Genomic DNA, 24,695 nt, shown 5'->3' with positions numbered 1-24,695 from the left:
TCTTTGCAGGAAAATCGATACTTTTTCAAGCTTTCTGAAGGAAGCCTAACTTTTTTGTTAGTATGAATATCAATGATGATCTACTATATAAATGTTAACATGTTTTTCTAAAAACATGTTAATAATTAATACACTTTTGTATTTTAGTATCAATATATGGCGTATATTAATAATATACTATGCTAAAATTAACAAAAAAGAAACTAATCGTAATCCATTTTCCTTCTCGATAGACGACCCGCATAGAGTACTTGAGTGTCCCCAATCATTGATCTGTTGCAGTATCCTCGTTATGTCTAAGGCTTTAAAAACTTAGACATGGGGTTCAGAGGAGAGATTAAATGAAAAAAATGAGGTCGAGGGTTGGGAAAAGAAAAGAAGAATAAGGGCTGGAAGGGCTTTTTAGACTGGAAGTAATTTTATGTTTCAACACAGAGCAATACCCTGGCTGCTAACTGGAAGGTTCATAAACCCTCAGCAGGAAACCCCTGAGTCTTTAGCTCAGGGGCGGTTGACGGATTCTTGCTATACCCATGTTGTCCATCGCTTCAAACAAAAGCTGAATTTGTCTGAGCAGATAATTTAGGCTTTCTTCACCATCATTATTTACAGTGTTTTCGTCTTTTTCTTCTTACACGCATCAAGTATAACACCAGCTAAACGCACAAACCCTTCAACCTGAGCGTCGTCTGATTCTTCAAGATGCTTTATGAAATCTTCATCATCGTACCCAGTTGACATTATTCTGTGATTCTTACACGCATCAAGTGTAACACCAGCTAAACGTACAAGCTCTTCAACCTGAGCGTCGTCTGATTCTTCAAGATACTTTATGAAATCATCGTCATCGTACCCAGTTGACATTATGCTGTTATATCCTTCTTTATGGATTCTTGCTGTATCCATGTTGTCCATTGCTTCAAACAAAAGCTGAATTTGTCTGAGCAGATAATTTAGGCTTTCTTCACCATCCTGATTTACAGTTTTTTCGTCTTCTTCAGCAGTCAGTAAGCATTTCATTACCGAATGCACTGTCAATGTATCGTGATCAGATAGCATTTAATCACCTTCTTCAGCCATTATATCCTCGATCTAGTAACGATTTTAGAAAATCAAGGGGTAAATGTGAAACAACCCCGCCCTTTTAGGGAGAGGCAGGAATAACCATGGGCCCCCCCACATGAAGCCCACTTTCCTCCGATGTCCTTTCAATTTTCACAATTTTCATGCTATCGTTTTTTCTGAAAACTGCCCTGGTTGCTCAAACATATGTTTTGAAATATCCCCCAATTTTCGACCTTTTGCCTTCATTGAAAATATCCAGCACCCCTTTCCCGAAGCTTCAGTTGAGCTAATAACTGCAGATTTTCGAATAAATCTCCAAAAACGATATCATGAGATATGTTCTTTTTTTGAAGATATTTGCGGAAGGTCGGATGAAGAGACATGACACCTGCAGAAACGTCATGTCTCATAATAGTGTAAGTGTTGAAATTATTTAACTGTATTTATTATGTTACAATGTAAATCTTCGTATTTATTTTTTACCTTGAGGGTCACTAACAAAAAAAAGATTAGAAGGCATTAAGCCTTTAATAATCGTCCGGGTCACTGTAGCTTCTTTTTGAAGGGTTTATTCAGTGTATATGAAAAATTAGCAGTCCTTAAGTAAAGTTTACGGATTGCATTTATATAAAATGGCTGTACTTTTCTATTTTTCAAGTTGATGAAGCCTTTTTGTTGTCGGGATTTTTGGTCGAAAACTTCCATATTTCGAGTTTAAATAACAGGGTAATAAAAAACAGGATAAATATTAATAACACAAAGCAGAACAGAGGATAAAGTTTTTATTGAAGAGAAACTCCATATCTTAAAAAAAGCACTTAAAATTCTTCTTCTTACACTTATAATTTTTCTTTATATAGAAACTTTAACTCACAAATCCATTAAGTATATATATTTCGTTATAGTGAGTTCTGAAACCTTAATTCTTCAGCGTACATTTCATTCAATATCACTTTATTCTCGGAAAGGAGGCTTACTTTTGGGAACAATCAGCGAAAAAATATTTTCCCGGGCAGCGGGGACAGAGGCAAAAGCTAACGATTTTGTGCTGGCAGATATAGATTATGCAATGGCGCATGACGGCACATCGGTGCTTGCCGTAAATGCTTTTAAGGAAATGGAGCTGGAAAAGGTCTGGGACCCTTCAAGGATCGTAATTCCTTTTGATCATATCGCACCTGCAAACACCGAGACTTCAGCTACCCTGCAGAAAGAGATCCGGGAATGGGTAAAGGAGCAGCAAATACCTAACTTCTATGAGGTCGGAGAAGGGATCTGCCACCAGGTCCTTCCGGAAAACGGCTTTGCGCTGCCTGGAAAATTGATTGTTGGGGCTGACTCACATTCCTGCACATACGGAGCTTTCGGGGCTTTTGCAACAGGGGTAGGGGCTACTGATATGGCTGAAATCTTTGCCGCAGGAAAGCTCTGGTTTAAGGTCCCGGAAAGCTTCAGGATGACTGTTGAAGGCAGCCTTTCGAAAGGTGTCTACGCAAAGGACCTTACCCTTTACCTGATCGGAAAGACCGGCATTGCCGGGGCAACCTACAAAGCAGTTGAGTTTTACGGGCAGGCGATCAGTGAACTTACGGTTGCCGGCAGGATGACGCTCTGTAATATGGCAATTGAGATGGGCGCAAAGACCGGCATTGTTCCTCCCGACGAAAAAACCTTCGAATTCCTGAAAAACAGGGCAGCTGCTCCTTATGAACCCGTCTATGCCGATCCTGACGCTGCTTATCTGAAAGAGTTCACATACAATGCAGGAGATATCGAACCTCAGGTTGCCTGCCCGCATCAGGTGGATAATGTAAAGCCTGTAGGAGAGGTCGAAGGCACTCACATAGACCAGGTCTTTATAGGGACGTGTACGAACGGAAGGCTTGAAGACCTCGATGTAGCAGCGGCAGTCCTTAAAGGAAAAAAGGTTGCAGTCAGGACAATTGTGATCCCTGCTTCCCGCACCACCCTTCTTGCAGCAATCGAAAACGGGACCATGGAGACCCTGCTGAAAGCCGGTGTGACTCTTGCAACCCCTGGCTGCGGGCCCTGTCTCGGCGCCCATCAGGGAGTGCTTGGGGAAGGAGAGGTCTGCGTTTCAACCGCAAACAGGAACTTCAAAGGCAGGATGGGAAAAGACGGCTTTATTTATCTTGCATCCCCTGCAACCGCAGCAGCCTCGGCACTGACAGGTGAAATAACTGATCCGAGGACAGTTTGAACTAAATCAGTTTATATCGAATCCGTTTAAGCTAAATAAGTTTGTATAGAATCCTTTTAAGCTAAATCAGTTCAAACCGAACATTTCAAGCTGCTCCAGCTTCAACAAAATAAGCTGAAATATTTTTGGCTGTCTCTGAAAACCAGCATCCGGTTTAAATCCAGCGGGAATTTATACCATGAATTGCATATACCTGAACAGGAGGGAATATCTATAACAGAAGAACTTAGTCACGATAACCTTTCGCATTTGATTGAGCACTGGATAGAGCATAACGATAGCCATATAAAGAGTTTTAAAGAATGGGCTGAGAAGGCTAAAAAAGACGGTTTTCTTGAAGCCTCCGAAGATATCATCGAGGCTGCCAGCAAAGTTGAGGAAGCAAATAAACTTCTTGACAAAGCAAGGGAAGGGCTTTTCCATCTCCACAGCCACAAATAACTGTAATGGTTAAATGCCCATAACTAACTCTTAATTATTTATTTTTCGGGCCTGTGCCCGTCACCTTTTCTCTTTTCTTTTATTTTTTGTTCGTTTCTATCTTACCGGTTTTATTTCAGTCGAATACACCATTACCTGCTGGGGTGCGCCAGTGAAACTTTGATTTTGTATTTTGCAACGCGCTCGTTATATTCAGGTGCTTCACAAATGATCTCACTTACTTCCTGAAGTGTGAAATCACTTTTTATACCCACAGTGAAAGTCATGTTTCTGTCACCAGATCGAAATTGTGCTCCATTTTATAACAGGGTGATTCTCAGGAACTGGCTTTCCAGGCGGCGGGAGAGTTTTAAGAGAGCATTTTTATTTTTTGGCTGTGGCGGGGGAGTGAAATGTGATCAAACCAGAATTGAAACTTATTTTAGTTGCCGATGATTTTGCTTTCAATCGTTTAGGGAGCAAGATCAACTAAAACAAAGATTAAATCAAAAAATAACTATATATAGACAAACTTTGTTATTTATTTATCTCTTAATACGATTTACTGAAACGGGGTTTAAACAGGGAATTGGGGAGTAAATATGGAGTCAAACATTGAGCGATTCAATATCGAAACGAAACAGGGCAACATCTTAAACTTTATTTTCAATACGGAGACAAACTTGCTTATTATTAATCTAATAGAAAAGAGTGGAGCGGCAGAAAACCAATTTATCTGGCGTTATATTGATGAAAATTCACTTCTCGAAGAGGCTCTGGAAATTGCACAGTAGAGAGCCTCAATTCTGAGGACCAGAAGCGCTCTTTCTATTTTGAATACGAATTTCATTTCAGTTGAATATCCCGCAGTTTGCTGCGGAGATTTAATTTTTTCAAGGGGATTCAAGGCAGAAGTAATAGGTATTTTCGACTCGTACGCATGCGGTCCGTTTCGCTGCTTTCAAGCAGACTAACTTATGAATAAGTAACATTACTTTTCGATCCTCTCAAAAAGGGGTGATATAACTTTGATTTTTATATTTAGCCAAGGGGCGGCCCAGCCAAATCCCGCACAATCGGCGAGCACAGGCAGAATTTCACTTTCCCCGGGCGGGATTTTTAAGACTTCATTTTTATTTTTCGGGCGGCAGGCCGATAAGCAACCAGTAAACCCACTCTACCTTCAATCACCTGCCGGGCGTTGAAAGACGGAGGTCTCTGGCTTGAAAAATATATTTACTCACTCATATGATCTTGCACCCTGGTGTCCGGTTTGAGGATTTTATGATTTTGAGGATTTTGTCGCGGGATAAAATAGTAGAGAACTGGATGAACGGTGGGTGGGGGAAGAAGGGAGCAGCCCGGCCGAAAATATAATAAAACAGTTATATTCAGACAGTTTTTGATTTCGATTCAACTATAAGCCAGCCTGAATCATTTATAAACTAAATTCTCCTGTCCTTCACAGAGCTCAAATTTGATCCCGAAATATCCTGTATATGTGAGTTTTTAATCACAAATATTTTACCTGAGTAAGTTAAAATGAGAAGCAAATAAACTGAAAATGTGAACTTTTAAAATCTCGCACCATTGGTGCGAGAAATTTGCTACTAAATGAATGAAAATTATGCGTAAAGGATATTTACGGTCGGATATACCTGTAAAAGAGAAAAATGGAGTTCTTTTTGAGAGCTTCTGCTAGGAGGACTATATGAAAGGTATTCATGCGTCTTCGGTTAAGTGAAGAATCGTGATAATTGCCTCCATTTCCACAACCGTTGTCAAATATTTGATCCTATTTTAAGCTGGAACAGGGTATCGATTTCATGTGAATAGGCCAAAACTTTGGGTAGGCTTCTGGTGCAAAATCGATAGCTTTCGGGCAAGAAAAATCCTTAACCGATGACCAATGGAAAGGTATTGAAACTTCGGAATATCAAACTCTGTTCGGGGAAATCAAAAACCGAATCCTTAAAGGTCAGTACGAGGCTTTAAAGGCAGTAAATAGGGAATTGATCTCAGTTTACTGGGATATTGGAAAGTTGATTGTTGAAAAGCAAAAAAGTGAGACGTGGGGCAAGTCCGTTGTCGATCAGCTTTCAAGAGACCTCCAGGAGGAGTTTCCGGGGGTCAGGGGTTTCTCTGCTTCAAATATCTGGCGTATGAGGATGTTTTATCTCACATATGCCGACAATCAAAAACTCGCACCATTGGTGCGAGAAATTGGGTGGACTCACAATATAGCTATTATGGAAAAATGTAAAGATGACCTTGAACGCGAATTTTATCTACGTACAACCCGAAAATTCGGGTGGACCAAAAACGTTCTGATAGTTCAGATTGAAAATGATACCTACAAAAAGACTCTGCTCAACCAGACGAATTTTGAAATAACCCTCCCGGCTGAGATTCAATCTCAGGCAAAACTCGCAATCAAGGACGAGTACACCTTCGATTTCCTCGAACTCGAAGACCGTCACTCAGAAAAGGAATTAGAAAAGGGAATTCTCTTAAAACTGGAAGCTTTCCTGCGTGAAATGGGCGGAATGTTCACCTTCATAGGCAGTCAGTATCGCATTCAGGTAGAAGATGAAGAATACTTCATCGATCTTCTTCTCTTCCATCGAGCTATAAACTGTCTCATCGCAGTCGAACTTAAAATTGGCAAATTCCTCCCTGAATACATAGGTAAGATGCAGTTTTACCTGGCCCTCCTTGATGATCTCGTAAAGCAGCCCCACGAAAACACTTCTATTGGCATTATCCTCTGCAAATCCAGAAACAAGACCATTGTGGAATACGCTCTTCGCGAATCAAACAAGCCCATTGGTGTTGCTGAATACAAAATCGTTTCTACCCTGCCAGAAAAACTCAAAGGAAAATTACCCTCTCCTGAAGAAATTTCAAAATTGCTGGAGGAAACAAAGTAAAGAAGCCAGTTTCTCCACTTCAATCAAAACATAATCCTCCTCTAAAACCCAAATAAGAAAACTCCACCAAATTCCTTTCTCCTCCCTCTTCCTCTCCTGCATACTCTCAACACCCTCAATCCCCTGATCCCGGAAGGTGTATCAATGACCTCTTCACATCAGCCAGTTCCTCAACACAGATTTTTTCAGTAAATTACAGGACTTTCTCTTGAAGCTTTTTACTGAGGAATCTCAAGCATTCCCGGTTCTCATCGAGTATCTTGCACCCCGGGGTCCGGTTTGAGGATTTTATGATTTTGGGGATTTCGTCGCGGGATAAAATAGTAGAGAACTGGATAAATGGTAGGTGGGGGAAGAGGGGAGCAGCCCGTCGGGAAATATAATAAAACAGTTATATTCAGACAGTCCCACAGGTGGCTCCAGTCCCTCATTCTTCAACGACTTCCCAGTGTCCACCTCTGGCTGGCCCGACTCTTTTGAGGAAACCTTTTTTCTTTAATTTATAAATATTTTCTTCAGTTTTTCTTGTGGAAATGCCTACTTTATCGGAAAGTTCCCTGACTGAAATTCGTGGATTTTCTCTAATCAAGCTAAGTATTATTTCTTGATTTTGGGTTAGAGTTTCTCCGACCTTTTCTCCGACCTTTTCTCTATCTCCTTCTTCACTTTCTTCAAAGTGTTTTCTCTTATATATAACAATAAACTGAGTCCCAACCTCTTTGAAATCAGCGTTTCTATATAATCTTCCTCCTGAAAACAGACATGCAAAGAGGAAATGAGGACGTTAACACAGCTATAAATAAAATCATTGGAATATGATTTATATCTTTAAAGGAGCCACCCAATGAGAGAGTTTACTGTCGTTATTGAACAGGACGAAGACGGGATTTACGTTGCTTCTGTGCCTGAACTTCCGGGATGTCACACACAGGCAGAGACACTTGACGAATTAAACAGGAGAATTAAAGAAGCAATTGAACTCTACCTTGAGGTTGTAGCCGAGAAAGGGAAAGAGAAACAACTTGATTTTATCGGGATACAGAAAGTCAAAGTTGAGGTATGACTGGGTAAAATAACGCCTCTTCCTGGCAAGAAAGTCATAAAAGCACTTGAAAGTATAGGCTTCGAACAGGTCAGGCAGAAAGGCAGTCACCTGTTTTTACAGCATCCGGATGGAAGGACCACGATAGTCCCTGTGCATCCCACAGATCAGATAGGAAAGGGAATGATCAACAAAATAATCAAAGACGCAAAAATAACACGAGATGAGTGGATCGAACTTATAAAAAGCCTTATTGTTTTTTAAATGTATAAGAATGTTAAAAACTTGAAAAGAATCAAACCTTTTTTGCAGCTCATGGCAATTTAGCCAACCGAAACCTCCACCGTGGCAATTTCACCCAGCACCTGAGCCTGTTCCTTTGTTACTTCCAGGACAAGCTGGATAGCATCTTTGATGTTTTCAAGCGCTTCTTCTTTAGTATCTCCTTCAGTGATAGCGGCAGGAATTTCAAGGCACTGGGCGGTATAGCCTCCTTCCTCAGACTCTTCAAGTTTAATTGTAAACCGCATAGACCTTAATTGGTGCTTTTTATATTAATATTTTGATATTAATAACTTCTCAATCCGAAAATCAAATTGATTGTTCTGAATACCTGTATAGGGAAAATCAAACTTATCAAAATGGACAGAAGAAATCAAAGTTAGAAAAAAAGAGAGTCTCTAAATGGTTCTGTGTATACAGCAAAATCACAGAAGCCTGATAAATTCTTCATTGGTCATTCCTGCTTGGCGGATAATAGACTTCAAGGTCCCTGCCGGAATTTCTGAATGGTCGGGAACAATAACAACAAGCGTTTCATTCGGAGCTATCTTTTTCATTTTGATGTGGCTTCCTTTCTGAGATACCACCTGAAATCCCTGGCCGCTGAGTGCCCTGATGACTTCATGAGCTGATGGGGTGGGAAATTTTGGCATGGGAAGAGACCTCTACCGTTGTGGTAAAAACTTGGCCAGCTACCGGGATCTGAGCATCTTCGTCTTCGAGGTAGAGTTCAATTGCTTCTTTCAGGTTCCCAATGGCTTCTTCAATTGTTTCTCCCTGGCTTGCAATGTCAAGCTCTGGACACCAGGAAACATACCATTTTCCTTCCTTCTGAACTACAGCTGAAAACCTGTAAGTTTCTTCCATGATTAAGAGATTTCCGCATTGCTATAAAACATTTCTCTTGCAGATGCTCCCTGAATTCCTCCTTCACATCGGTCCCCCGCCATGAAACCTATTACTAAAAACCTGAAACTTGCCGGGCGTTGAGGGAAGGGGAACCCATGGCTTGAAAAATATATTTACCCACTCATACGATTTTGAATTCAGGGGTCCGGTTTGAGGATTTTATGATTTTGGGGATTTTGTCACGGGATAAAATAACAGAGAACTGGATAAATGGTAGGTAGGGGGAGAGGGGAGCAGTCCGCCCGAATATATAATAAACAGTAATAATTATACTGTTTTGACTTAAACAGAACGGCTTCAAGAGATCTTGCAAACCCGGTTGATACGAATATCTTTACCTAAATCGGAACCACAGGTACCACAGGTAAAGATTTGCATATGCTCTAACAGGTAAAGACGCCAGAGACTTCACAATCAAAGATATTAAAAAGCTATAATCACGCCAAATTGAAGTCAGGTTTAAGTATTATAAAGAAGATGTGTCTCAACAATTTAAGCAACAATCTGAGGGGACTTTTTGGACGTAGATACTGTTTTGGGATATTTATCAAAAATAGATATGAGTAATCTACGTGTAACCCATCACTTTGAAACGCGAGCAAATGAACGGAAAAATGATATACATCCAGATGTAAATGGTATATACGATATTATTTTCAATGAAAAACCGGTTGGTATTTTAAAACAAAATGCAGACACATTCAAACTTTACTATAATCTCGGAGAGGAACACGACCTCATAATTATAATAAGTGTAAAGAATTTCAACCCAATAATCATTAATCTGGTGACTTGTTTCCTTGTAGATTCGAAGAAAAGGAGGAGAGGGGATGCTTCAGAGCTCACAGGTGAATAAATACGATTATGACATTCAGAGTGACAGCATTTTCTTTTATGGGAGCGATAAGAAATACAGGTCATCCATTGATCTGGACGGTATAATACTTGATGTAAGCGAAGATGATTACATTATGGGTATTGAGATTCTTGACGTTTCTGAAAAATTTAATGTATCAAAAATGGACTTGAGCAGCATCAAACATTTTGAAGCCAATATAGAGATCAGTAAAGAAAATATCAAAATAAGCATGGAAATGAGGTTGTTTAAGAGAAACGGTCTGATTAACAGATGCCTGGATACCCTCGGACTAAACAGCATGAATCTTCCGGTCAGCACGCAGGGAATAGCACTTAACTGTTAATTTATTTTTTCCGGATGGAAGGCAATTTAGCCAACCGAAGCCTCCACCGTGGCAATTTCACCCAGCACCTGCGCCTGTTCCTTTGTTACTTCCAGGACAAGCTGGATAGCTTCCTTGATGTTTTCAAGCGCTTCTTCTTTAGTATCTCCTTCACTGATAGCGGCAGGAATTTCAAGGCACTGGGCGGTATAGCCTCCTTCCTCAGACTCTTCAAGTTTAATTATAACAATAAACTGAGTCCCAATATCTTTAAAATCAGCGTCTGGTTTCCATTGAAAGGATCAGGCTTCTTTCAGTCGAATACCTCGCAGCAAGCTGTGGGGCTGGAAACTTTTCCGGCGGCGGGAGATTTTTAAGAGGAAATTTTTATTTGCCGAGTTGAGCTCTGGCACTATAAAGGTTATAATTTATGGGCAAATAATTGAGGACTACCCTGAAGACGAGCCATGCCCTTTAGCTCTGTTTTTTGCTTATTGTGATGGTAGACCCTTCCATGTTGTAGTAGCTGAATGTGAAGACCATATACGAATAATCACAGTGTACATCCCGGAAAACGATAAATGGATAGACCACGTACTCAGGAGAGATCAAAAATGAAACCTGACAGGTGCAGTTTTTGTAAAGGTAAACTGGTTGAAGGTAAAACCGAGTTTGTGGCAAAAGTTGGAGAACAGATTATTGCCATTAAAGATGTTTCCGCCTATGTCTGTGAAAACTGTGGGGAAGCGTACTATACTCCAGAAGTTTCAAGAAAAATCGATATAGTTATGAAAAGGTTCCATGAGTCAAAACTGCTCTTGCATCCCTTAGCTGCCGGGGAATTGAGCTTTGACGAGATTGTCGCGTGATTTCCACCTCCCGAGTTGTGATGTAATCACAACAGTCTGCTGTCCGTTTCGGTCGCTACGCTTCCTCAGCGGACTAAACTTATCTATAATATCTGAATTTGAATACAGAAGTTTGGAAATACAGGAGACGGACACTATGGAAAACAAAGAAGTACACATTGACGTTAATCAGATCCGGCTTCTTATCCTGGAAAGAAAAGATGAAATCGGAAAGGAATTCAAAGCGGAAGTCGTAGGAATTTTCGGATCTTATGCACGTGGAGAAGAAAAAAAGGAAAGTGATATTGACGTTCTGGTGAGGTTTGGGGAAGGAGCAAGTCTTTTTGACTTTACAGGGCTTGAGTTTTATCTCGAAGACCTGTTTGGAGTTCCGGTGGATGTTGTTTCGGAAAGAGACCTTAACCCGATTATTAAAAATGATATACTAAAGGGAACTGGTGGGGGTATAAAATCACCTTTGCTTTACCTGTGCGAAATGCTCAAAGCTTCCAGAAACATAAAAAAGTTCACAGAAGGGTTGGACAAAGACACTTTTCTGGATGATGATAAAACAAAAAATGCAGTCGTACTTCAGTTAGAGATCATAAGTAAAGCCGCAAAATCCGTTTCTGCCGATATAAGGTCTTTATCTCCCAAAATAGATTGGGAAGGTATTCCAGCCATGCGAGACCGCCTGATATCCGATTATTTTGATATAGATTATGATCATGTTTGGGATACCGCAATAAACGATGCCCAGGTACTTGAACAAGCTATTGAAAGATTAATAAAGAAGCTAAATTTGGGTAACTGTGAGGATTTTTGAGATTGATGATTAAGAGCCGATTTGCGGATCACGGTGTGCTGTTCGTTCCTCCCGAGTTCAGCTTAGGAATCCGTTTTATAAAGAGATCGCTCTTGCTTCTTTTGTAATGCCATCAATCAGGTAAGGACTTCTCGATTTTTCAGTACTTTTTGATCCCCTCAAAGGAAGCGACATAACTTCATTTTTATATTTCGTAGGCTGTAGGCTCAGCCAAATCCCACACAACCGGAGAGAACAGGCAGAATTTCACTCCCCGCGAGCGGGATTTTTAAAAGATAATTTTTATTTTTTGGCTGTGGGCGGCTGCTCATAACTTTACCGGAACTGCCTTCGTTAATATCAAGCGAAAAAAGCCGGAAACTTCAATAAAAGTGAGATTTGTGAGGCTGGAAACTTTTCCGGCGGCGGGAAAGATTATTAAAACTTAAATTTTATTTTTTGGCTGTGGGCGGCTGCTCCGAACTTAGCCGGAACTACCTTCGTTAATATTAAGCGAAAAAAGCCGGAAACTTCAATAAAAGTGAGATTTGTGAGGCTGGAAACTTTTCCGGCTGCAGGAGATTGCCTCGGAAGTTGCCTCTAAAGTTGCCTTGGAAGTTTCCCCGGAAGCCATCCCTGATGGGACTTTATTTTTAGTCGCCCCCCCAATCCCCGCACAACCGGCAGAAAATAAACGGAATCGAATTCCTCAGGCGGGATTTTTAAGACTTCATTTTTATTTTTCGGGCGACGGGCTGATTATAAACAATAACCCCATTCTGCCTTCAATTACTTACCAAGAACACGACCTGCTGAGGTAAGGACGAAAAAGGGCAGAATTGGATTTCACCTGAAAAACCGGGAATTTTTCCTATTCGTAACCTGTTACCTTAGAAAAAGTCACGAAGGAACATTCGGAGAATTCTGGACGACTATCTACTTCCTGTTCGGATCATTGATGGCTCAGTAAGTGGTCAATTACACTGCCGTTTTAAAGCCAAGGAATGATTCAAATATACTATCAAGAGGTTTTTTTGCCAAGAATGGTTATTGGGGGAAATGACTATAGACCAATTCCCAAACTGAAATTTATAAATTATATTTTTATCATTCCTAAAATTAACAAATTTAATATACTTCTTTGAATTTACTATACTGTATTCTTTCGTTTTTTGGGGACAAAAATTAAGGAGGAATTTTCAAATCTGAATTTTATAATATTTTTAGATAAAAAAAGTAATTTAATAGAGTGTATAAGGATCCGACATTTTGTCTACATAGCTAAAACAATAATTAAAGGAGAGTTAAAATGAAAAATCTATTTGATTTAACGGGTAAAGTTGCTATTGTAACAGGTGCTTCCTCAGGTCTTGGGGTAGACTTTGCCAAAGCTCTGGCAAATCAAGGTGCAAATATCGCTATAGTTGCACGTCGTGAAGAAAAATTAAAGGAAGTACAGAAGGAAATCGAAGAAATTGGCGTAACCTGCCGCTATTACGTATGTGACGTAATGAAAACAAAACAGATTCAGAGTGCTGTGGAGCAGGTAGAAAATGACTTCGGCAGAATTGATATCCTTGTAAACAATGCCGGTCTTGGGCTTGTTGACGCTGCAGACAAAACAACTGATGAAATGTGGCGCAATATGATTGATACCAATCTAAATGGTGTTTATTTCTTTGCCCGCGAAGTTGGGAAAGTAATGCTAAAGCAAAAATATGGGAGGATAATTAACATCGGATCAATCCACTCAACAGTATCAATGAAAGGAATGCCGGTTACAGCTTATTGCTCAACAAAAGGTGGAGTTTTAATGCTCACGAAGTCTCTGGCAACTGAATGGGCAAAAGAAGGCATTACCGTTAATGCAATCGGACCCGGTTATTTTGCTCTCGGAATGGCAGAAGGAGTTGTTGCTGATCCGGAATTTTTAAAAATTATTGAATTTATGTGTCCTATGGGACGTGCAGGAAAGTCCGGAGATCTGGATACAACAGTTGTTTACCTTGCATCCGATGCATCAAGATATATTACAGGCCAGATAATTACAGTTGACGGCGGCTGGACAGCACTTTAACCAATCCTTCAACTCATCTGCACGGAATAAAAGTTTAATTGATGAATGATCGGGTTGGAAGAGTTAAGGAAAATCTATTAAAAAACTGAAAAGTAAGCCTTTTTTCAAAGGAGCTGCATTTCTTTTTCAGGCTGCTCTCGGCTGCCCTCGGTTGCCCTCAGGCAGTTTATCTTTTTTTTTATTTTAGATATTATATTCTATTTAACCAGTGCCAAGTAAAAAAGAAAAAGCGATTTCTTCTTAATCATTTGCCCGGTGGTTTGTATCCCAGCTTCGATGTTTTCTTCATAGCCTCTATGTCGTCGTTCTCTCCTATCATCCCCGCACAACCGTCAGAGAAGAAACAGAGTTGTATTTCGCATAGGCGGGATTTTTAAGACTTCATTTTTATTTTTCGGGCGGCAGGCCGATAAGCAACCGCCAGTAAAAAATTGAAGAAAAAGAGAAGTACATACCTCGTGATGAAGTTTGGATTTTAAAGTAAGGTTGCACCCTGATGGAGTAAAATTCCTGCTCGACCCGGACCGGGATACGAAGGAGTTTAAGCCAATTTTGTCCTCTGCTTTAAATGACTTAATTGATTTTTATACAATAAGCCCTTTTTTAAACCATTTTAGCGCTTAACTTCGAAACACATATAATTGTCTTCACTTTACATTACAGATGTTTGAAATGCGGAGAATTTGAAAAATGAACAAGATGACCCTTTCAGAATTAGAGCAATCTCTCTGGGGCGCTGCCAATATACTGCGAGGCCCAGTTGATGCTTCTGATTTTAAATCTTACATATTTCCCTTACTTTTTTTCAAAAGAATCTCTGATGTTTACGATGAAGAATTTAACGAAGCACTTGAGGAGTCAGAAGGTGATGAAGAGTATGCTGGATTAAGTGAATTCCACGACTTTATTATCCCTGAGAATGCTCACTGGAAGAATATCCTGGAAAAGACTCAGAACGTGGGCCAGGCTCTTCAATATGCCTTCAGGGAGATTGAAAAATCAAACCCTGATACCCTTTATAGTATATTTGGAGACGTAAACTGGACAAACAAAGATAGATTATCCGATGAGCTCTTGATCAATCTCATTCAACACTTTAACTCTCTAATACTTTCAAAATCCAACGTCGAGCCTGATATGCTTGGCCAGGCTTACGAATACTTAATTAAAAAATTTGCAGATCTTACTAACAGAAAAGCCGGCGAATTCTATACCCCAAGGCCAATAGTACATTTGATGGGCAGTATTCTGAAACCCAAGGAAGGAGAAACAATTTACGACCCTGCATGCGGTTCAGGTGGCATGCTTCTTGAGTCCTATCATTATGTTAAAAATAATGGAGGAGATGCAAGAACATTAAAATTGTACGGGCAGGAAAAAAACTTGACAACTTCCTCAATTTCAAGAATAAATCTATTTCTCCATGCAGTTCAAAGCTTCCAGATTATTCGAGGCGATACATTAAAAGAACCTGCTTTTCTTGAAGGAGATAGACTTGCTCAATTCGATGTCGTAATTGCAAATCCCCCATTTTCACTGGAGAAATGGGGACATGAAAACTGGTCCCAAGATCCCTACGGCAGAAACATTGCAGGCACGCCTCCCAAAAGCAATGGGGACTATGCCTGGGTCCAGCACATGATAGCCTCAATGGCCCCTGAAACCGGAAGAATGGCAATCGTGCTGCCTCATGGAGCCCTCTTCAGGCAGGGGACCGAAGGAACAATCAGAAAAGTTTTGATTGAAAAAGATCTGCTTGAAGCTGTTATCGGACTTGGGCCAAACCTGTTTTACGGAACCGGAATAAGTGCCTGTATTCTCGTTTTCCGTTCAAAGAAAACCGATGGAAAAAAGAACAGAGTCCTTTTCATCGATGCGTCCGAGCAGTACCAGAAGGGCAGAAGCCAGAACTTTTTCCTGCCCGAGAATGCGGAAACCGTGCTTCAGTGGTATGAGAGTTATGGGGATATTGAAAATATCTCTCAGGTAGTTGAGCTTTCGGAGATCCGGAAAAACGAATTCAACCTTAACATTCCACTCTATGTCAAAAAAGTCCATGACATGGACGAAATCGACCTGAAAGCCACCCTTGAACAGCTAAAAGCGGATTACGAAGCCTTCCTGGAATCCGAAGAAAAAATGAAGCGGTTACTTAAAGAAGTGAATGTCCTATGAGTCCATCTAATTCTCATGTAAGCCAGCAGGAACTTGAGCAGTACCTGTGGGGCGCAGCCACTCTTCTCAGGGGAGGCGTTGACCCTGGCGAATACAAAAATATCATTTTTTCGTTGATGTTTTTCAAACGCATTTCCGATGTCTATGATGAAGAACTCGAAGAGACTCTCAAGGAATCTGATGGAGATCTTGAATACGCCCAGTTTGCGGAAAATCACCGCTTCATAGTTCCGGACGGCTCACACTGGAAAGATGTAAGGGAAATTACCACTGATGTCGGAAAAGCAATCCAGGACGCGATGCGTGAAATCGAAAAAGCCAACCCTGACAAACTGGAGGGTATCTTTGGAGACGGAAACTGGACCAATAAAGACCGTCTGAACGATAAAACCCTCATCGACCTGCTCGAACACTTCTCAAACCTCAAGCTCACAATCAAAAACGTCCCCCAGGACCAGTTCGGGAATGCCTACGAATATCTAATAAAAAAATTTGCAGATGACAGCGGCCACACCGCAGCAGAGTTCTACACCAACCGAACCGTTGTTCGCCTGATGGCCCTTATTATGGACCCAAAAACTGAAGAAAGCATCTACGATCCCACCTGCGGTTCCGGTGGAATGCTCCTGAATTCCCTCCTTCTGGCAAAAGAAAGAGGCGAAGAGTACCGAAACATCAAACTCTACGGCCAGGAAATCAACCTTATAACCTCAGCTATCGCTCGCATGAATATGTTCATCCACGATGTAGGCGATTTCCACATCATAAGAGGCGACACTCTTGAAAACCCGGCCTTCATCAAAAACGACAGGGTTCAGCAGTTTGACATGGTGATTGCAAATCCCCCCTATTCAATCAAAAAATGGAACCAGAGCGGCTGGACAAAAGACCCGTGGGGCAGAAACATCTACGGAACTCCTTCCCAGGGCTGTGCCGACTATGCTTTTTTCCAGCACATCATCTGCTCAATGAAAGAAGATACCGGAAGGTGTGCAATTCTCTGGCCTCATGGAATCCTTTTCAGAGACTCTGAGCAGAGCATGAGAGCAAAACTCATTGAAGACGATTATGTGGATTGTGTAATCGGTTTGGGGCCAAATTTATTCTATAATTCCCCTATGGAAGCCTGTATTGTCATTTGCAGAAAAAGCAAACCATCAGAGAGAAAAGGGAAAATTCTGTTTATAAACGGTTTTGAAGATGTTAGGCAGGAAAAGCAGCAATCATTTTTGTCGGACGAAAATCTCCAGACACTCTTTGACCTTTATACAAACTACGAAAATGTTTCAAGAAAGTCTTACGTTGCCACAATAAAAGAAGTTAAAGAAAACCACTACAGTCTCAATGTACCTCTCTATGTAGAGAAGTATGATCTTGGGGAAATAAAAGAACCATTAGAAGTGTTGATTCAAGAATGGACAGAAAGTAGCCAAAGGATAAAAGAATCAAATGAAGAGATATTTTCAATCCTATCAGAGGTCGGATTAAATGACCAGTAACCTGAAAAATGTTCATCCAAACTGGCAAAACGTAAGATTTGATGAAATTGCTGAGATTGTAACGGATAGAATCGAAAAACCCACGGAATCTGGGTTGAGTGATTATATCGGTTTGGAACACCTGGATACAGATTGTATAAGAATCAAGAGATTCGGCTCAACAGAAGATGTAGACGCAACAAAATTTCTCTGTAAGAAAGGAGATATTATCTTCGGGAAACGCCGTGCGTACTTGAGAAAACTTGCAGTAAGTGACCGTGAAGCGGTAGTTTCAGCTCATTCAATGGTTCTTCGGCCAACAGGAGATAAAATCTATCCTGACTTTCTTCCCTGCTTTATGCAATCAAGTATTTTCTGGAAGACTGCTCATTCAATTTCTGAAGGATCAATGTCCCCAACAATAAAATGGAAAACACTTGCAGCACAAGAATTCTGGCTTCCAGGCATCGAAGAACAAAAAAAGATCTCCGAACTCCTCTGGTCCATCGAAGATAATATCCAGAAAACCGAAAAACTCATAGAAACAACTGAAAAACTCAAACAGGGGCTCCTCAACGAACTGCTGACAAAAGGAATTGGGCACACCCGGTTTAAAGATAGTGAACTGGGGAGGATTCCGGAGGAGTGGGAAGTTGTAAAGCTAGAACAACTTATTAAAAAAGAGTATATTCGGTCTCATTTAGATGGGAATCACGGTTCAAAATACCCACGATCTGAAGAATTCGTTGAAGAAGGAGTGCCTTACATAAGTGCAAATACAATTGTTGAGGGAGCAGTTGATTTTTCTAAAGCAAAATACCTTACTCCAGAAAAAGCAAAAGAATTTACAAAGGGAGTAGCTAAAAAAGGTGATGTATTACTGGCACATAACGCTACCGTTGGTCCAACAGCAATATTAGAAACGAATTACCCATTTGTGATATTAGGTACGAGTCTAACTTATTACAGATGTAATAGGGACTTGATATCAAATAGTTATCTACTTTACTATATGCGTTCTTCCATTTTTCAAAATCAGTTAACGCAGTTAATGAAACAAACAACAAGAAATCAAGTGCCTATCACATCACAACGAAAATTATATTTTGTAATCCCTTCCATAAATGAACAAAAACAAATAGCAGAATTATTGGAATATGCCGAAAGATACGTCCAAACTCATAAGAGGAATGTTGACAATTTGAATAAACTGAAAAAGAAACTCACAAATGAGTTGCTGTTAGGTAGAGAAAAGGTTTGAAGAGTATCTTAACATTTAACTTCTAAAAAGTAATTTCAGCTTTGTAGAAAACATATCTAAGAGCCTATCCGAAAAGTCAGTAATGCATGTTGAAGAGTCACAATCGGCATATAATATTGAGCATTCGCTCCGGTTTTGCATATTGCAGATTGTAAAAGCTTTAGCAGGTAACCACTTTTCGGATAGGCTCTAAATCAGCTTCAAAAAGCTAAAAATAAATAAGTAAAAATATATCAGACAGTTCAGTTTTAATTTATGGAGATTCGTTATTTCAGAGGATTTCTACAGAACCCACATACATTTCAATCTTGTAACATCACTGAGGATCTTTATTTTTCTCTTATTTTATTTTTTTAGGTAACTATTTGGATAATAGTTGATTTTTGGAATTGCCAAACTGTCGTCATCCTACTCTTTTTTGAAAATCTACGATTAAATTGTAATAAAATCAAATTAGAATATATTAATTCGAATATGAATTAATATAATAATCGTAGATGGATATGAGAGTAGTTTGATATTTAATTTCAATAGTTTTTTATATTTTTGAGTGGTGGGAGGTTTATAAAAATTAAATCCAAGTAAATTTTGTTTGAGGGATCGCATTTTGAAGATCAAGTCAATAACAATAAAAGGTATAAAATCTTATCATGAAACAAGTTTCAACTCTGAGAATTATAATATTCTGATTGGGGAAAACAACACCGGGAAAAGTAACATTCTTTTTGCGATTAGATGGTTTTTCAACGAAGTTAAATTAAGTGAAAAAGATGTCAATCAACAATATAGTGGAAATCCCTCAATAAGAATCGATTTTTCATTTGAAGAAGGAGATCAAATTCCTGAGCAAATTGCAGAGTATGTAGAAAACAATACACTTGAACTTGAGGCATTTGCTGATCGTAATTTTTCGGAAAAAAAAGAACAGACACCACGTTATCGAGTCCAAGATACTGGAATTTCAAATCCCAAAGTCAAAACCCTGCTGGAGAAAATAGACCTTATTTATGTACCTTCAGTTAGGAAAGTGGATGAAGAGTTTAAATTTACTGCAAATTCAACTATTAATCGACTTTTAACGAAGTACGTGATCGAGTCTTTAGAAACAAATGCTGAATTCGAAAGACTCTATGTAAATGTTTCAGACTCTATCAAAGAACTTTCCGAGCTTATTGAAAGTACTGGATTTAGTGATTTAAAATCATCTCTTGAAAGCTACATGCTGGATTATGGAAATATCGGGATAAATTTCAGACTTAATCCTCCTGAAGTAGACGATTTAATCAAAAAGTCATTTGAAGCATTTACAGAGAACGGTCAAAACGGAGAATTGCCGATTGAATCCCAGGGAATGGGTTTTCAAAGGTCCCTCATATTTTCCCTCCTCTGCAACGTTGCAGAGTTAAGCACTTCATCTGAAAAGTTAACCCTATACTTAATTGAAGAACCTGAACTATTCCTTCATCCTAATCAGCAAAAGCATTTCAGGAACAAATTAATTTCACTTTCGCAAAATGATCAAGTATTCGTAACTTCACACTCTCCTTATTTTGTAAGCAATATTCGCAATTATTCACAAATTAAGAAAATCTCTATTAAAAACGGAATTTCATCTCTTTGTGAAATTACCCATGAGAATTTATCTGAAATCTGTAGGAAAAATGGAGAACTAATGGTAAAGGCATATACCGATTACAATAGCTTAACAATTCAGCAAATCTCCGATGAAACCGCAAAGATTGCAAATGAGGATGAATTACGTTACCTATTGTGGATCGATCCTCAGAGATCAAATGCATTCCTTAGTAAGAAGGTCTTATTAGTAGAAGGTCCTACGGAAAAAGCCCTATTTTCGTTCATGTTTGAGAACGAGCTTGGGGAATTTTACACCTCACATACTACCTCTGATATAATGGTTGTCGATGTCATCGGGAAATTCCACTTTTATAAATTTGCAAATTTATTGAATAAGCTAGGCATCAAAACATGGATTCTTTACGATGGAGATAACGATAAAGAAAGGCCCCCAATATCTCATAAAAAACTAAACGAATACATCGAAGATATGAAAAATGAAGGGACTATTGTTGATTGTTTAAGGGCAGATAGAGATATTGAGTCTTTTTTGGAACTTGAAAAAGATGGGCGTAAACCAGATATTTCTCTTTATTCTCACTTGGTAAACAACTCAAATAATTGTAGAGACTGTGTTAACTATGAAAAAGTAGTTTCATTTGTTGAAGATATAATTTCCATAAATCATTAAGAAACTATCAATTTGAGCAGTGATTAAGGGATTGCTGAATCATTCATAAATTGTAGGGTTCATACGGGGTCTTTTGGTGTTTAATGAAGCAAATTCGGTTGAATATTTTGTGCGGGACCTGCTAACAAACATTGGATGGAAGTTTGTTCCGAGAAGTGAACTTAGTCGAACAGAATCAGATATCCTTGTAGAAGAAAATCTCGTAAATGCACTTATCAGACTGAACCCTCTTATTGCAGAAAACCCGAGCCGTGCAGATGAAATCATCTATAAATTAAGAGCGATTCTCATTTCGGTCAGAGGTGTAGGGCTTGTAAAAGCCAATGATGAATTTTCCCGGTGGCTCAAAAATGAAAAAACCATGCCTTTTGGAGAGAGAGGAGAACACGTTTCCATAAAATTGATTGATTATGAGAACCCGAAAAACAACGAATTCATAGTTACCACGCAGTACAGCTTCACTCCAAAAAGGGACCTGAACAGAAGGCCGGATCTCGTACTGCTGGTAAACGGGATTCCTCTCGTCATTGGGGAAGCAAAAAGTCCGGTGAGGCCTTCGATATCATGGCTTGATGGAGCTATTCAGCTTGATGAGTACCAGAAATCCGTTCCTGAATTATTTGTATCAAACGTTTTCTGTTTTGCAAGTGAAGGGAAAAACTATCGTGTGGGGTCAATCAAGCTTCCTATTGAAAAGTGGCAGCCCTGGAGGAGGACTACAGATACCGCATTTGAACATCTTGAAGAAGTACAAAATGCTGTAAATCTGATGTTAAATCCGGAAACTGTGCTTGATCTCGCGAAGAATTTTTCAATATTCAGTACGGATCAAAACGGTCAGAAAATTAAGGTTCTTTGCAGATACCAGCAGTACGAAGCAACGAAGCAGATTATAAAAAGGGTCATTGAAGGCAGGATAAAAAAAGGGCTGATCTGGCATTTCCAGGGATCGGGCAAGTCCCTGTTGATGGTTTATGCGGCCATGCAGCTTCGGCAGAATCCGGAACTTAAAAGTCCCACAGTTATTGTTGTTGTAGACCGGCTTGACCTTAATTCCCAGATTAGCGGGACATTCAATGCTTCCAATATCCCGAACACCGTAACAACGGAATCAAGGGACGAACTAAAGAAGTTGCTGGAACAGGATACCCGAAAAATTATCATAACCACGATACACAAATTTGCGGAAGCTGACGGGGTATTAAACGGAAGAGAAAACATAATTGTCCTGGTAGATGAGGCACACCGGACTCAGGAAGGGGACCTGGGTAAAAAGATGAGAGAAGCCCTTCCGAATGCATTTCTCTTTGGACTTACAGGCACTCCGATAAACACAAGAGATAGGAATACTTTCTGGGCTTTCGGGGCTGAAGAAGATGAAAGCGGGTACATGAATAAATACAGCTTTGAACAGTCCCTCAAAGACAAAGCAACCCTTCCGATCTATTTTGTGCCAAGACCCGTGGAGCTGCATATAGACCAGAACTCGATTGATGAAGCCTTCCATGAGATGATTGACCAGCTGGAGGAAGACGATAAGATCCAGCTATCAAAACGTGCCGCAAAATTCGGTGTACTTGTAAAATCTCCAGACCGGATAAGAAAAGTCTGTATAAATATTGTTGACCACTATAAGCAGCATATCGAACCAGGCAATTTTAAAGGGCAGATTGTCACTTTTGACAGAGAGGCGTGTCATCTCTATAAACAGGAAATTGACAAATACCTGGACCCAGAGGAATCTGCTGTGGTCATGACCCTCGGGCAGGGAGATTCGGAAGATTGGAAGAAAACATACTCACTGACTGATGATGAACTTACAAAACTGCTGGACCGTTTCAGAGACCTGGCTGACCCGCTCAGACTCCTGATTGTAACCTCTAAACTTTTAACGGGTTTTGATGCCCCAATAAATGAGGTCATGTATCTCGATAAACCCATGAAAGATCATACTCTTCTCCAGGCAATCTGCCGGGTAAACCGTCCTTATCCAAACAAAGATCATGGGCTTGTAGTTGATTATCTCGGCATCTTTGATAATGTTGCAAATGCTCTCAATTTTGACATCAAAGAGATACAGAATGTAATATCTAATCTCAACAAATTAAAAGAGGAATTTCCAGCAGCCCTTGAGACATGTTTGGCCCACTTTGAAGGGGTTGACCGGAGCCTTGAAGGATATGAAGGGCTGCTTCCCGCCCAGGACTGTCTGCTTACAAATGAACTGAGAGATCAGTTTGCGGCAGACTATTCCTACCTTGCACGACATTGGGAAGCACTCTCTCCCGACTCCTTTTTAAATCCGTATGAAACCGATTACAAATGGTTGACTCAGGTATATCAGTCTATTAAACCGACCAGCGGCAATGGAAAACTTATATGGTACGTGCTTGGCCCTAAAACTCTCGACCTGATACATGAGAACACCACCGTTCAAACAATTCGAGATGATCTTGAAACTCTTATAATGGATGCAGATATCCTCGAGAAAATCTCAGAAAAAGAAGCATCCGGGAAAGCTAAAGACATTGAAATAAAGATTGAGTGGAAGCTACACAAGAATAAAAACGATCCACGGTTTGAAGAACTGGGTAAAAAGCTGGAAGATCTAAAAAACAAACATTATAAAAACACAATCAATAGCATTGAATTCTTAAAAGGGCTTTTGGAGATTGCAAAAGAAACTGTTAAACTGGAAAGAGAAATTCCTGCTGAACCTGTCGATAATACAAAGGAAGCTCTTACCCAGTTATTTATGGAATGTAAAATCGAGCAAACCCCAGTAATAGTAGAAAAAATCGTAAATGACATCGATAGCGTCGTAAAATACACCCGGTTTGAAGGCTGGCAATGGACTGATACGGGTGAAAAAGAGATTAAGAAAGCATTACGGAAAACTCTCTTGAAATATAAACTTCATAAAGATCAGGAGCTTTTCGATAAAGCTTATGAGTATCTAAGGGAACATTATTAATTTTAGGAATTCTTATTCATTTTTTCGCTAGCAGTTGATCATTTCGCAAGCAATATTTTCAACTGATAGTCTTTTTTTATTCTATTGATTTTCCACCTATTCCACCCAAACAAATTGGAAACATTTTTAAAAAATCCCTATTATTAGATAGATAGATCCTGAAAGTATTAGGCATATAGATCCTGGAAATAATAGAGGCTAAAAATGAGTGCAGTTACAACCTTTGACAGTACTAAATCATTCTTAAAAGATATCCTTAAGGACACTACAACTGGAAAAATTCAACTCCCTGATTTTCAACGTGGATGGGTCTGGGATGACGAAAGAATAAAAAGTTTGCTTGCAAGTGTTTCCCTTTCTTTTCCTATTGGTGCTGTAATGATGCTTCAAACTGGAAATGATGATGTTCGGTTTAAGCCACGGCTCATCGAAGGGCTGATACTTGAACCACAACCAAAACCGGGGCAGCTGATTCTTGATGGACAACAAAGGTTAACCGCACTCTATCAAGCTATTTTGAGAAAAGAAGCAGTTGATACTGAAGATATAAGGAAAAAACCGATTAAAAAATATTATTACATCGACATCGAAAAGTCTCTCAATCCATACATAGATAGAGAAGAGTGTATCCGGAGTGTCAATGGCGGTTAAGAATCTTCCAATTTCGGCGGTTTAAAACCTTCCAATTCACAATCCTTGAGAAAAGTTCGAGGATTGTAGATAATGTTGAAAATGGAGGAATGGCTATTGATACGAGATTT

At 39.7% G+C, this 24,695-nt stretch carries 25 protein-coding genes; 18 read left to right on the top strand and 7 right to left on the bottom strand.

Annotation, left to right across the window (positions count from 1 at the left end):
• Positions 1 to 606: 606 nt before the first annotated feature.
• Entirely contained in the window at positions 607 to 1,059 is a 453-nt protein-coding gene (locus PHF18_RS14695) for a hypothetical protein (RefSeq protein ID WP_300104169.1), read from the bottom strand.
• Positions 1,060 to 2,053: 994 nt separating this feature from the next.
• On the opposite strand from PHF18_RS14695, the gene hacA reads away from it, so the two are divergent.
• Both hacA and PHF18_RS14685 read left to right on the top strand, forming a co-directional pair.
• Entirely contained in the window at positions 2,054 to 3,286 is a 1,233-nt protein-coding gene (gene hacA, locus PHF18_RS14690; protein ID WP_300104184.1) for a homoaconitase large subunit, read from the top strand.
• A gap of 249 nt (positions 3,287 to 3,535) precedes the next feature.
• Positions 3,536 to 3,727, top strand: coding sequence for a hypothetical protein (locus PHF18_RS14685; RefSeq protein WP_300104167.1), 192 nt, complete (start codon positions 3,536 to 3,538; stop codon positions 3,725 to 3,727).
• A 131-nt stretch (positions 3,728 to 3,858) separates the two neighbouring features.
• Here the strand turns inward: PHF18_RS14685 and PHF18_RS14680 are convergent, their stop codons facing one another.
• A complete protein-coding gene (locus tag PHF18_RS14680) occupies positions 3,859 to 3,993 on the bottom strand; it encodes a hypothetical protein (protein WP_300104165.1) in 135 nt (44 codons plus the stop codon).
• Positions 3,994 to 4,308: 315 nt separating this feature from the next.
• On the opposite strand from PHF18_RS14680, the gene PHF18_RS14675 reads away from it, so the two are divergent.
• Together PHF18_RS14675 and PHF18_RS14670 are read left to right on the top strand one after the other, a co-directional pair.
• The gene (locus PHF18_RS14675) at positions 4,309 to 4,500 is read left to right on the top strand and encodes a hypothetical protein (protein ID WP_300104163.1); all 192 of its coding nucleotides are present in this window, start codon (positions 4,309 to 4,311) and stop codon (positions 4,498 to 4,500) included.
• A gap of 1,077 nt (positions 4,501 to 5,577) precedes the next feature.
• A complete protein-coding gene (locus tag PHF18_RS14670; RefSeq protein ID WP_300104183.1) occupies positions 5,578 to 6,636 on the top strand; it encodes a PDDEXK nuclease domain-containing protein in 1,059 nt (352 codons plus the stop codon).
• Between the two features lie 427 nt (positions 6,637 to 7,063).
• Here the strand turns inward: PHF18_RS14670 and PHF18_RS14665 are convergent, their stop codons facing one another.
• Positions 7,064 to 7,234, bottom strand: a complete 171-nt coding sequence (locus PHF18_RS14665; protein ID WP_300104182.1) for a winged helix-turn-helix domain-containing protein — start codon at positions 7,232 to 7,234, stop codon at positions 7,064 to 7,066.
• Between the two features lie 246 nt (positions 7,235 to 7,480).
• Here PHF18_RS14665 and PHF18_RS14660 point away from each other — a divergent pair, with 246 nt between their 5' ends.
• Complete coding sequence (locus tag PHF18_RS14660) at positions 7,481 to 7,699, top strand: type II toxin-antitoxin system HicB family antitoxin (RefSeq protein ID WP_300104162.1); 219 nt, start codon at positions 7,481 to 7,483, stop codon at positions 7,697 to 7,699.
• Positions 7,700 to 7,942 carry a type II toxin-antitoxin system HicA family toxin gene (locus PHF18_RS14655; protein WP_367279203.1) on the top strand — a complete coding sequence of 81 codons (243 nt, stop codon included), beginning with the start codon at positions 7,700 to 7,702 and terminating at the stop codon, positions 7,940 to 7,942.
• Positions 7,943 to 8,001: 59 nt separating this feature from the next.
• Here the strand turns inward: PHF18_RS14655 and PHF18_RS14650 are convergent, their stop codons facing one another.
• The 3 genes from PHF18_RS14650 to PHF18_RS14640 form a co-directional block, all read right to left on the bottom strand.
• The gene (locus tag PHF18_RS14650; protein WP_300104161.1) at positions 8,002 to 8,208 is read right to left on the bottom strand and encodes a type II toxin-antitoxin system HicB family antitoxin; all 207 of its coding nucleotides are present in this window, start codon (positions 8,206 to 8,208) and stop codon (positions 8,002 to 8,004) included.
• 177 nt (positions 8,209 to 8,385) lie between these two features.
• A complete protein-coding gene (locus PHF18_RS14645; protein ID WP_300104159.1) occupies positions 8,386 to 8,613 on the bottom strand; it encodes a type II toxin-antitoxin system HicA family toxin in 228 nt (75 codons plus the stop codon).
• Positions 8,582 to 8,827, bottom strand: a complete 246-nt coding sequence (locus PHF18_RS14640; protein ID WP_300104158.1) for a type II toxin-antitoxin system HicB family antitoxin — start codon at positions 8,825 to 8,827, stop codon at positions 8,582 to 8,584. The genes PHF18_RS14645 and PHF18_RS14640 overlap by 32 nt, the downstream gene beginning before the upstream one ends.
• A 559-nt stretch (positions 8,828 to 9,386) precedes the next feature.
• Here PHF18_RS14640 and PHF18_RS14635 point away from each other — a divergent pair.
• Positions 9,387 to 9,725, top strand: a complete 339-nt coding sequence (locus tag PHF18_RS14635) for a hypothetical protein (RefSeq protein WP_300104157.1) — start codon at positions 9,387 to 9,389, stop codon at positions 9,723 to 9,725.
• Positions 9,700 to 10,071: a DUF2283 domain-containing protein gene (locus tag PHF18_RS14630; RefSeq protein WP_048125606.1), complete on the top strand. Its 372-nt coding sequence runs from the start codon at positions 9,700 to 9,702 to the stop codon at positions 10,069 to 10,071. Before PHF18_RS14635 ends, PHF18_RS14630 begins: the two co-directional genes overlap by 26 nt.
• Before the next feature lie 26 nt (positions 10,072 to 10,097).
• Here PHF18_RS14630 and PHF18_RS14625 read toward each other — a convergent pair whose 3' ends face one another.
• Positions 10,098 to 10,241, bottom strand: coding sequence for a hypothetical protein (locus PHF18_RS14625; RefSeq protein WP_300104180.1), 144 nt, complete (start codon positions 10,239 to 10,241; stop codon positions 10,098 to 10,100).
• A gap of 208 nt (positions 10,242 to 10,449) precedes the next feature.
• On the opposite strand from PHF18_RS14625, the gene PHF18_RS14620 reads away from it, so the two are divergent.
• From PHF18_RS14620 to PHF18_RS14575, 10 genes are all read left to right on the top strand, one after another.
• Complete coding sequence (locus tag PHF18_RS14620; RefSeq protein ID WP_300104155.1) at positions 10,450 to 10,668, top strand: DUF4258 domain-containing protein; 219 nt, start codon at positions 10,450 to 10,452, stop codon at positions 10,666 to 10,668.
• Entirely contained in the window at positions 10,665 to 10,919 is a 255-nt protein-coding gene (locus PHF18_RS14615) for a type II toxin-antitoxin system MqsA family antitoxin (protein WP_300104154.1), read from the top strand. Before PHF18_RS14620 ends, PHF18_RS14615 begins: the two co-directional genes overlap by 4 nt.
• Positions 10,920 to 11,055: 136 nt before the next feature.
• Positions 11,056 to 11,724, top strand: coding sequence for a HepT-like ribonuclease domain-containing protein (locus tag PHF18_RS14610; protein WP_300104152.1), 669 nt, complete (start codon positions 11,056 to 11,058; stop codon positions 11,722 to 11,724).
• Between the two features lie 1,288 nt (positions 11,725 to 13,012).
• Positions 13,013 to 13,780: an SDR family oxidoreductase gene (locus PHF18_RS14605; RefSeq protein ID WP_300104150.1), complete on the top strand. Its 768-nt coding sequence runs from the start codon at positions 13,013 to 13,015 to the stop codon at positions 13,778 to 13,780.
• A gap of 690 nt (positions 13,781 to 14,470) precedes the next feature.
• Entirely contained in the window at positions 14,471 to 15,955 is a 1,485-nt protein-coding gene (locus PHF18_RS14600; protein WP_300104148.1) for a type I restriction-modification system subunit M, read from the top strand.
• Complete coding sequence (locus tag PHF18_RS14595; RefSeq protein WP_300104146.1) at positions 15,952 to 17,454, top strand: class I SAM-dependent DNA methyltransferase; 1,503 nt, start codon at positions 15,952 to 15,954, stop codon at positions 17,452 to 17,454. Before PHF18_RS14600 ends, PHF18_RS14595 begins: the two co-directional genes overlap by 4 nt.
• Positions 17,444 to 18,694: a restriction endonuclease subunit S gene (locus PHF18_RS14590; protein ID WP_300104144.1), complete on the top strand. Its 1,251-nt coding sequence runs from the start codon at positions 17,444 to 17,446 to the stop codon at positions 18,692 to 18,694. Before PHF18_RS14595 ends, PHF18_RS14590 begins: the two co-directional genes overlap by 11 nt.
• A gap of 607 nt (positions 18,695 to 19,301) precedes the next feature.
• Positions 19,302 to 20,960: an AAA family ATPase gene (locus PHF18_RS14585; RefSeq protein ID WP_300104142.1), complete on the top strand. Its 1,659-nt coding sequence runs from the start codon at positions 19,302 to 19,304 to the stop codon at positions 20,958 to 20,960.
• Positions 20,961 to 21,036: 76 nt separating this feature from the next.
• Complete coding sequence (locus tag PHF18_RS14580; RefSeq protein WP_300104140.1) at positions 21,037 to 23,934, top strand: type I restriction endonuclease subunit R; 2,898 nt, start codon at positions 21,037 to 21,039, stop codon at positions 23,932 to 23,934.
• 204 nt (positions 23,935 to 24,138) lie between these two features.
• Positions 24,139 to 24,585, top strand: coding sequence for a DUF262 domain-containing protein (locus tag PHF18_RS14575; RefSeq protein WP_300104139.1), 447 nt, complete (start codon positions 24,139 to 24,141; stop codon positions 24,583 to 24,585).
• The last annotated feature ends 110 nt before the right edge of the window (positions 24,586 to 24,695 follow it).

This window comes from Methanosarcina sp., from assembly GCF_028693135.1.
Taxonomy (GTDB): Archaea; Halobacteriota; Methanosarcinia; order Methanosarcinales; family Methanosarcinaceae; genus Methanosarcina.
This window is presented reverse-complemented; position numbering and strand designations above follow the sequence as displayed.

Excerpts from the sequence above, each read along its gene's own strand:
- PHF18_RS14695 (WP_300104169.1), bottom strand. The coding sequence starts at position 1,059 with ATGCTATCTGATCACGATACATTGACAGTGCATTCGGTAATGAAATGC.
- PHF18_RS14680 (WP_300104165.1), bottom strand. The coding sequence starts at position 3,993 with ATGACTTTCACTGTGGGTATAAAAAGTGATTTCACACTTCAGGAAGTA.
- PHF18_RS14675 (WP_300104163.1), top strand. The coding sequence starts at position 4,309 with ATGGAGTCAAACATTGAGCGATTCAATATCGAAACGAAACAGGGCAAC.
- PHF18_RS14660 (WP_300104162.1), top strand. The coding sequence starts at position 7,481 with ATGAGAGAGTTTACTGTCGTTATTGAACAGGACGAAGACGGGATTTAC.
- PHF18_RS14650 (WP_300104161.1), bottom strand. The coding sequence starts at position 8,208 with ATGCGGTTTACAATTAAACTTGAAGAGTCTGAGGAAGGAGGCTATACC.
- PHF18_RS14645 (WP_300104159.1), bottom strand. The coding sequence starts at position 8,613 with ATGCCAAAATTTCCCACCCCATCAGCTCATGAAGTCATCAGGGCACTC.
- PHF18_RS14640 (WP_300104158.1), bottom strand. The coding sequence starts at position 8,827 with ATGGAAGAAACTTACAGGTTTTCAGCTGTAGTTCAGAAGGAAGGAAAA.
- PHF18_RS14630 (WP_048125606.1), top strand. The coding sequence starts at position 9,700 with ATGCTTCAGAGCTCACAGGTGAATAAATACGATTATGACATTCAGAGT.
- PHF18_RS14615 (WP_300104154.1), top strand. The coding sequence starts at position 10,665 with ATGAAACCTGACAGGTGCAGTTTTTGTAAAGGTAAACTGGTTGAAGGT.
- PHF18_RS14610 (WP_300104152.1), top strand. The coding sequence starts at position 11,056 with ATGGAAAACAAAGAAGTACACATTGACGTTAATCAGATCCGGCTTCTT.
- PHF18_RS14605 (WP_300104150.1), top strand. The coding sequence starts at position 13,013 with ATGAAAAATCTATTTGATTTAACGGGTAAAGTTGCTATTGTAACAGGT.
- PHF18_RS14600 (WP_300104148.1), top strand. The coding sequence starts at position 14,471 with ATGAACAAGATGACCCTTTCAGAATTAGAGCAATCTCTCTGGGGCGCT.
- PHF18_RS14595 (WP_300104146.1), top strand. The coding sequence starts at position 15,952 with ATGAGTCCATCTAATTCTCATGTAAGCCAGCAGGAACTTGAGCAGTAC.
- PHF18_RS14590 (WP_300104144.1), top strand. The coding sequence starts at position 17,444 with ATGACCAGTAACCTGAAAAATGTTCATCCAAACTGGCAAAACGTAAGA.
- PHF18_RS14575 (WP_300104139.1), top strand. The coding sequence starts at position 24,139 with ATGAGTGCAGTTACAACCTTTGACAGTACTAAATCATTCTTAAAAGAT.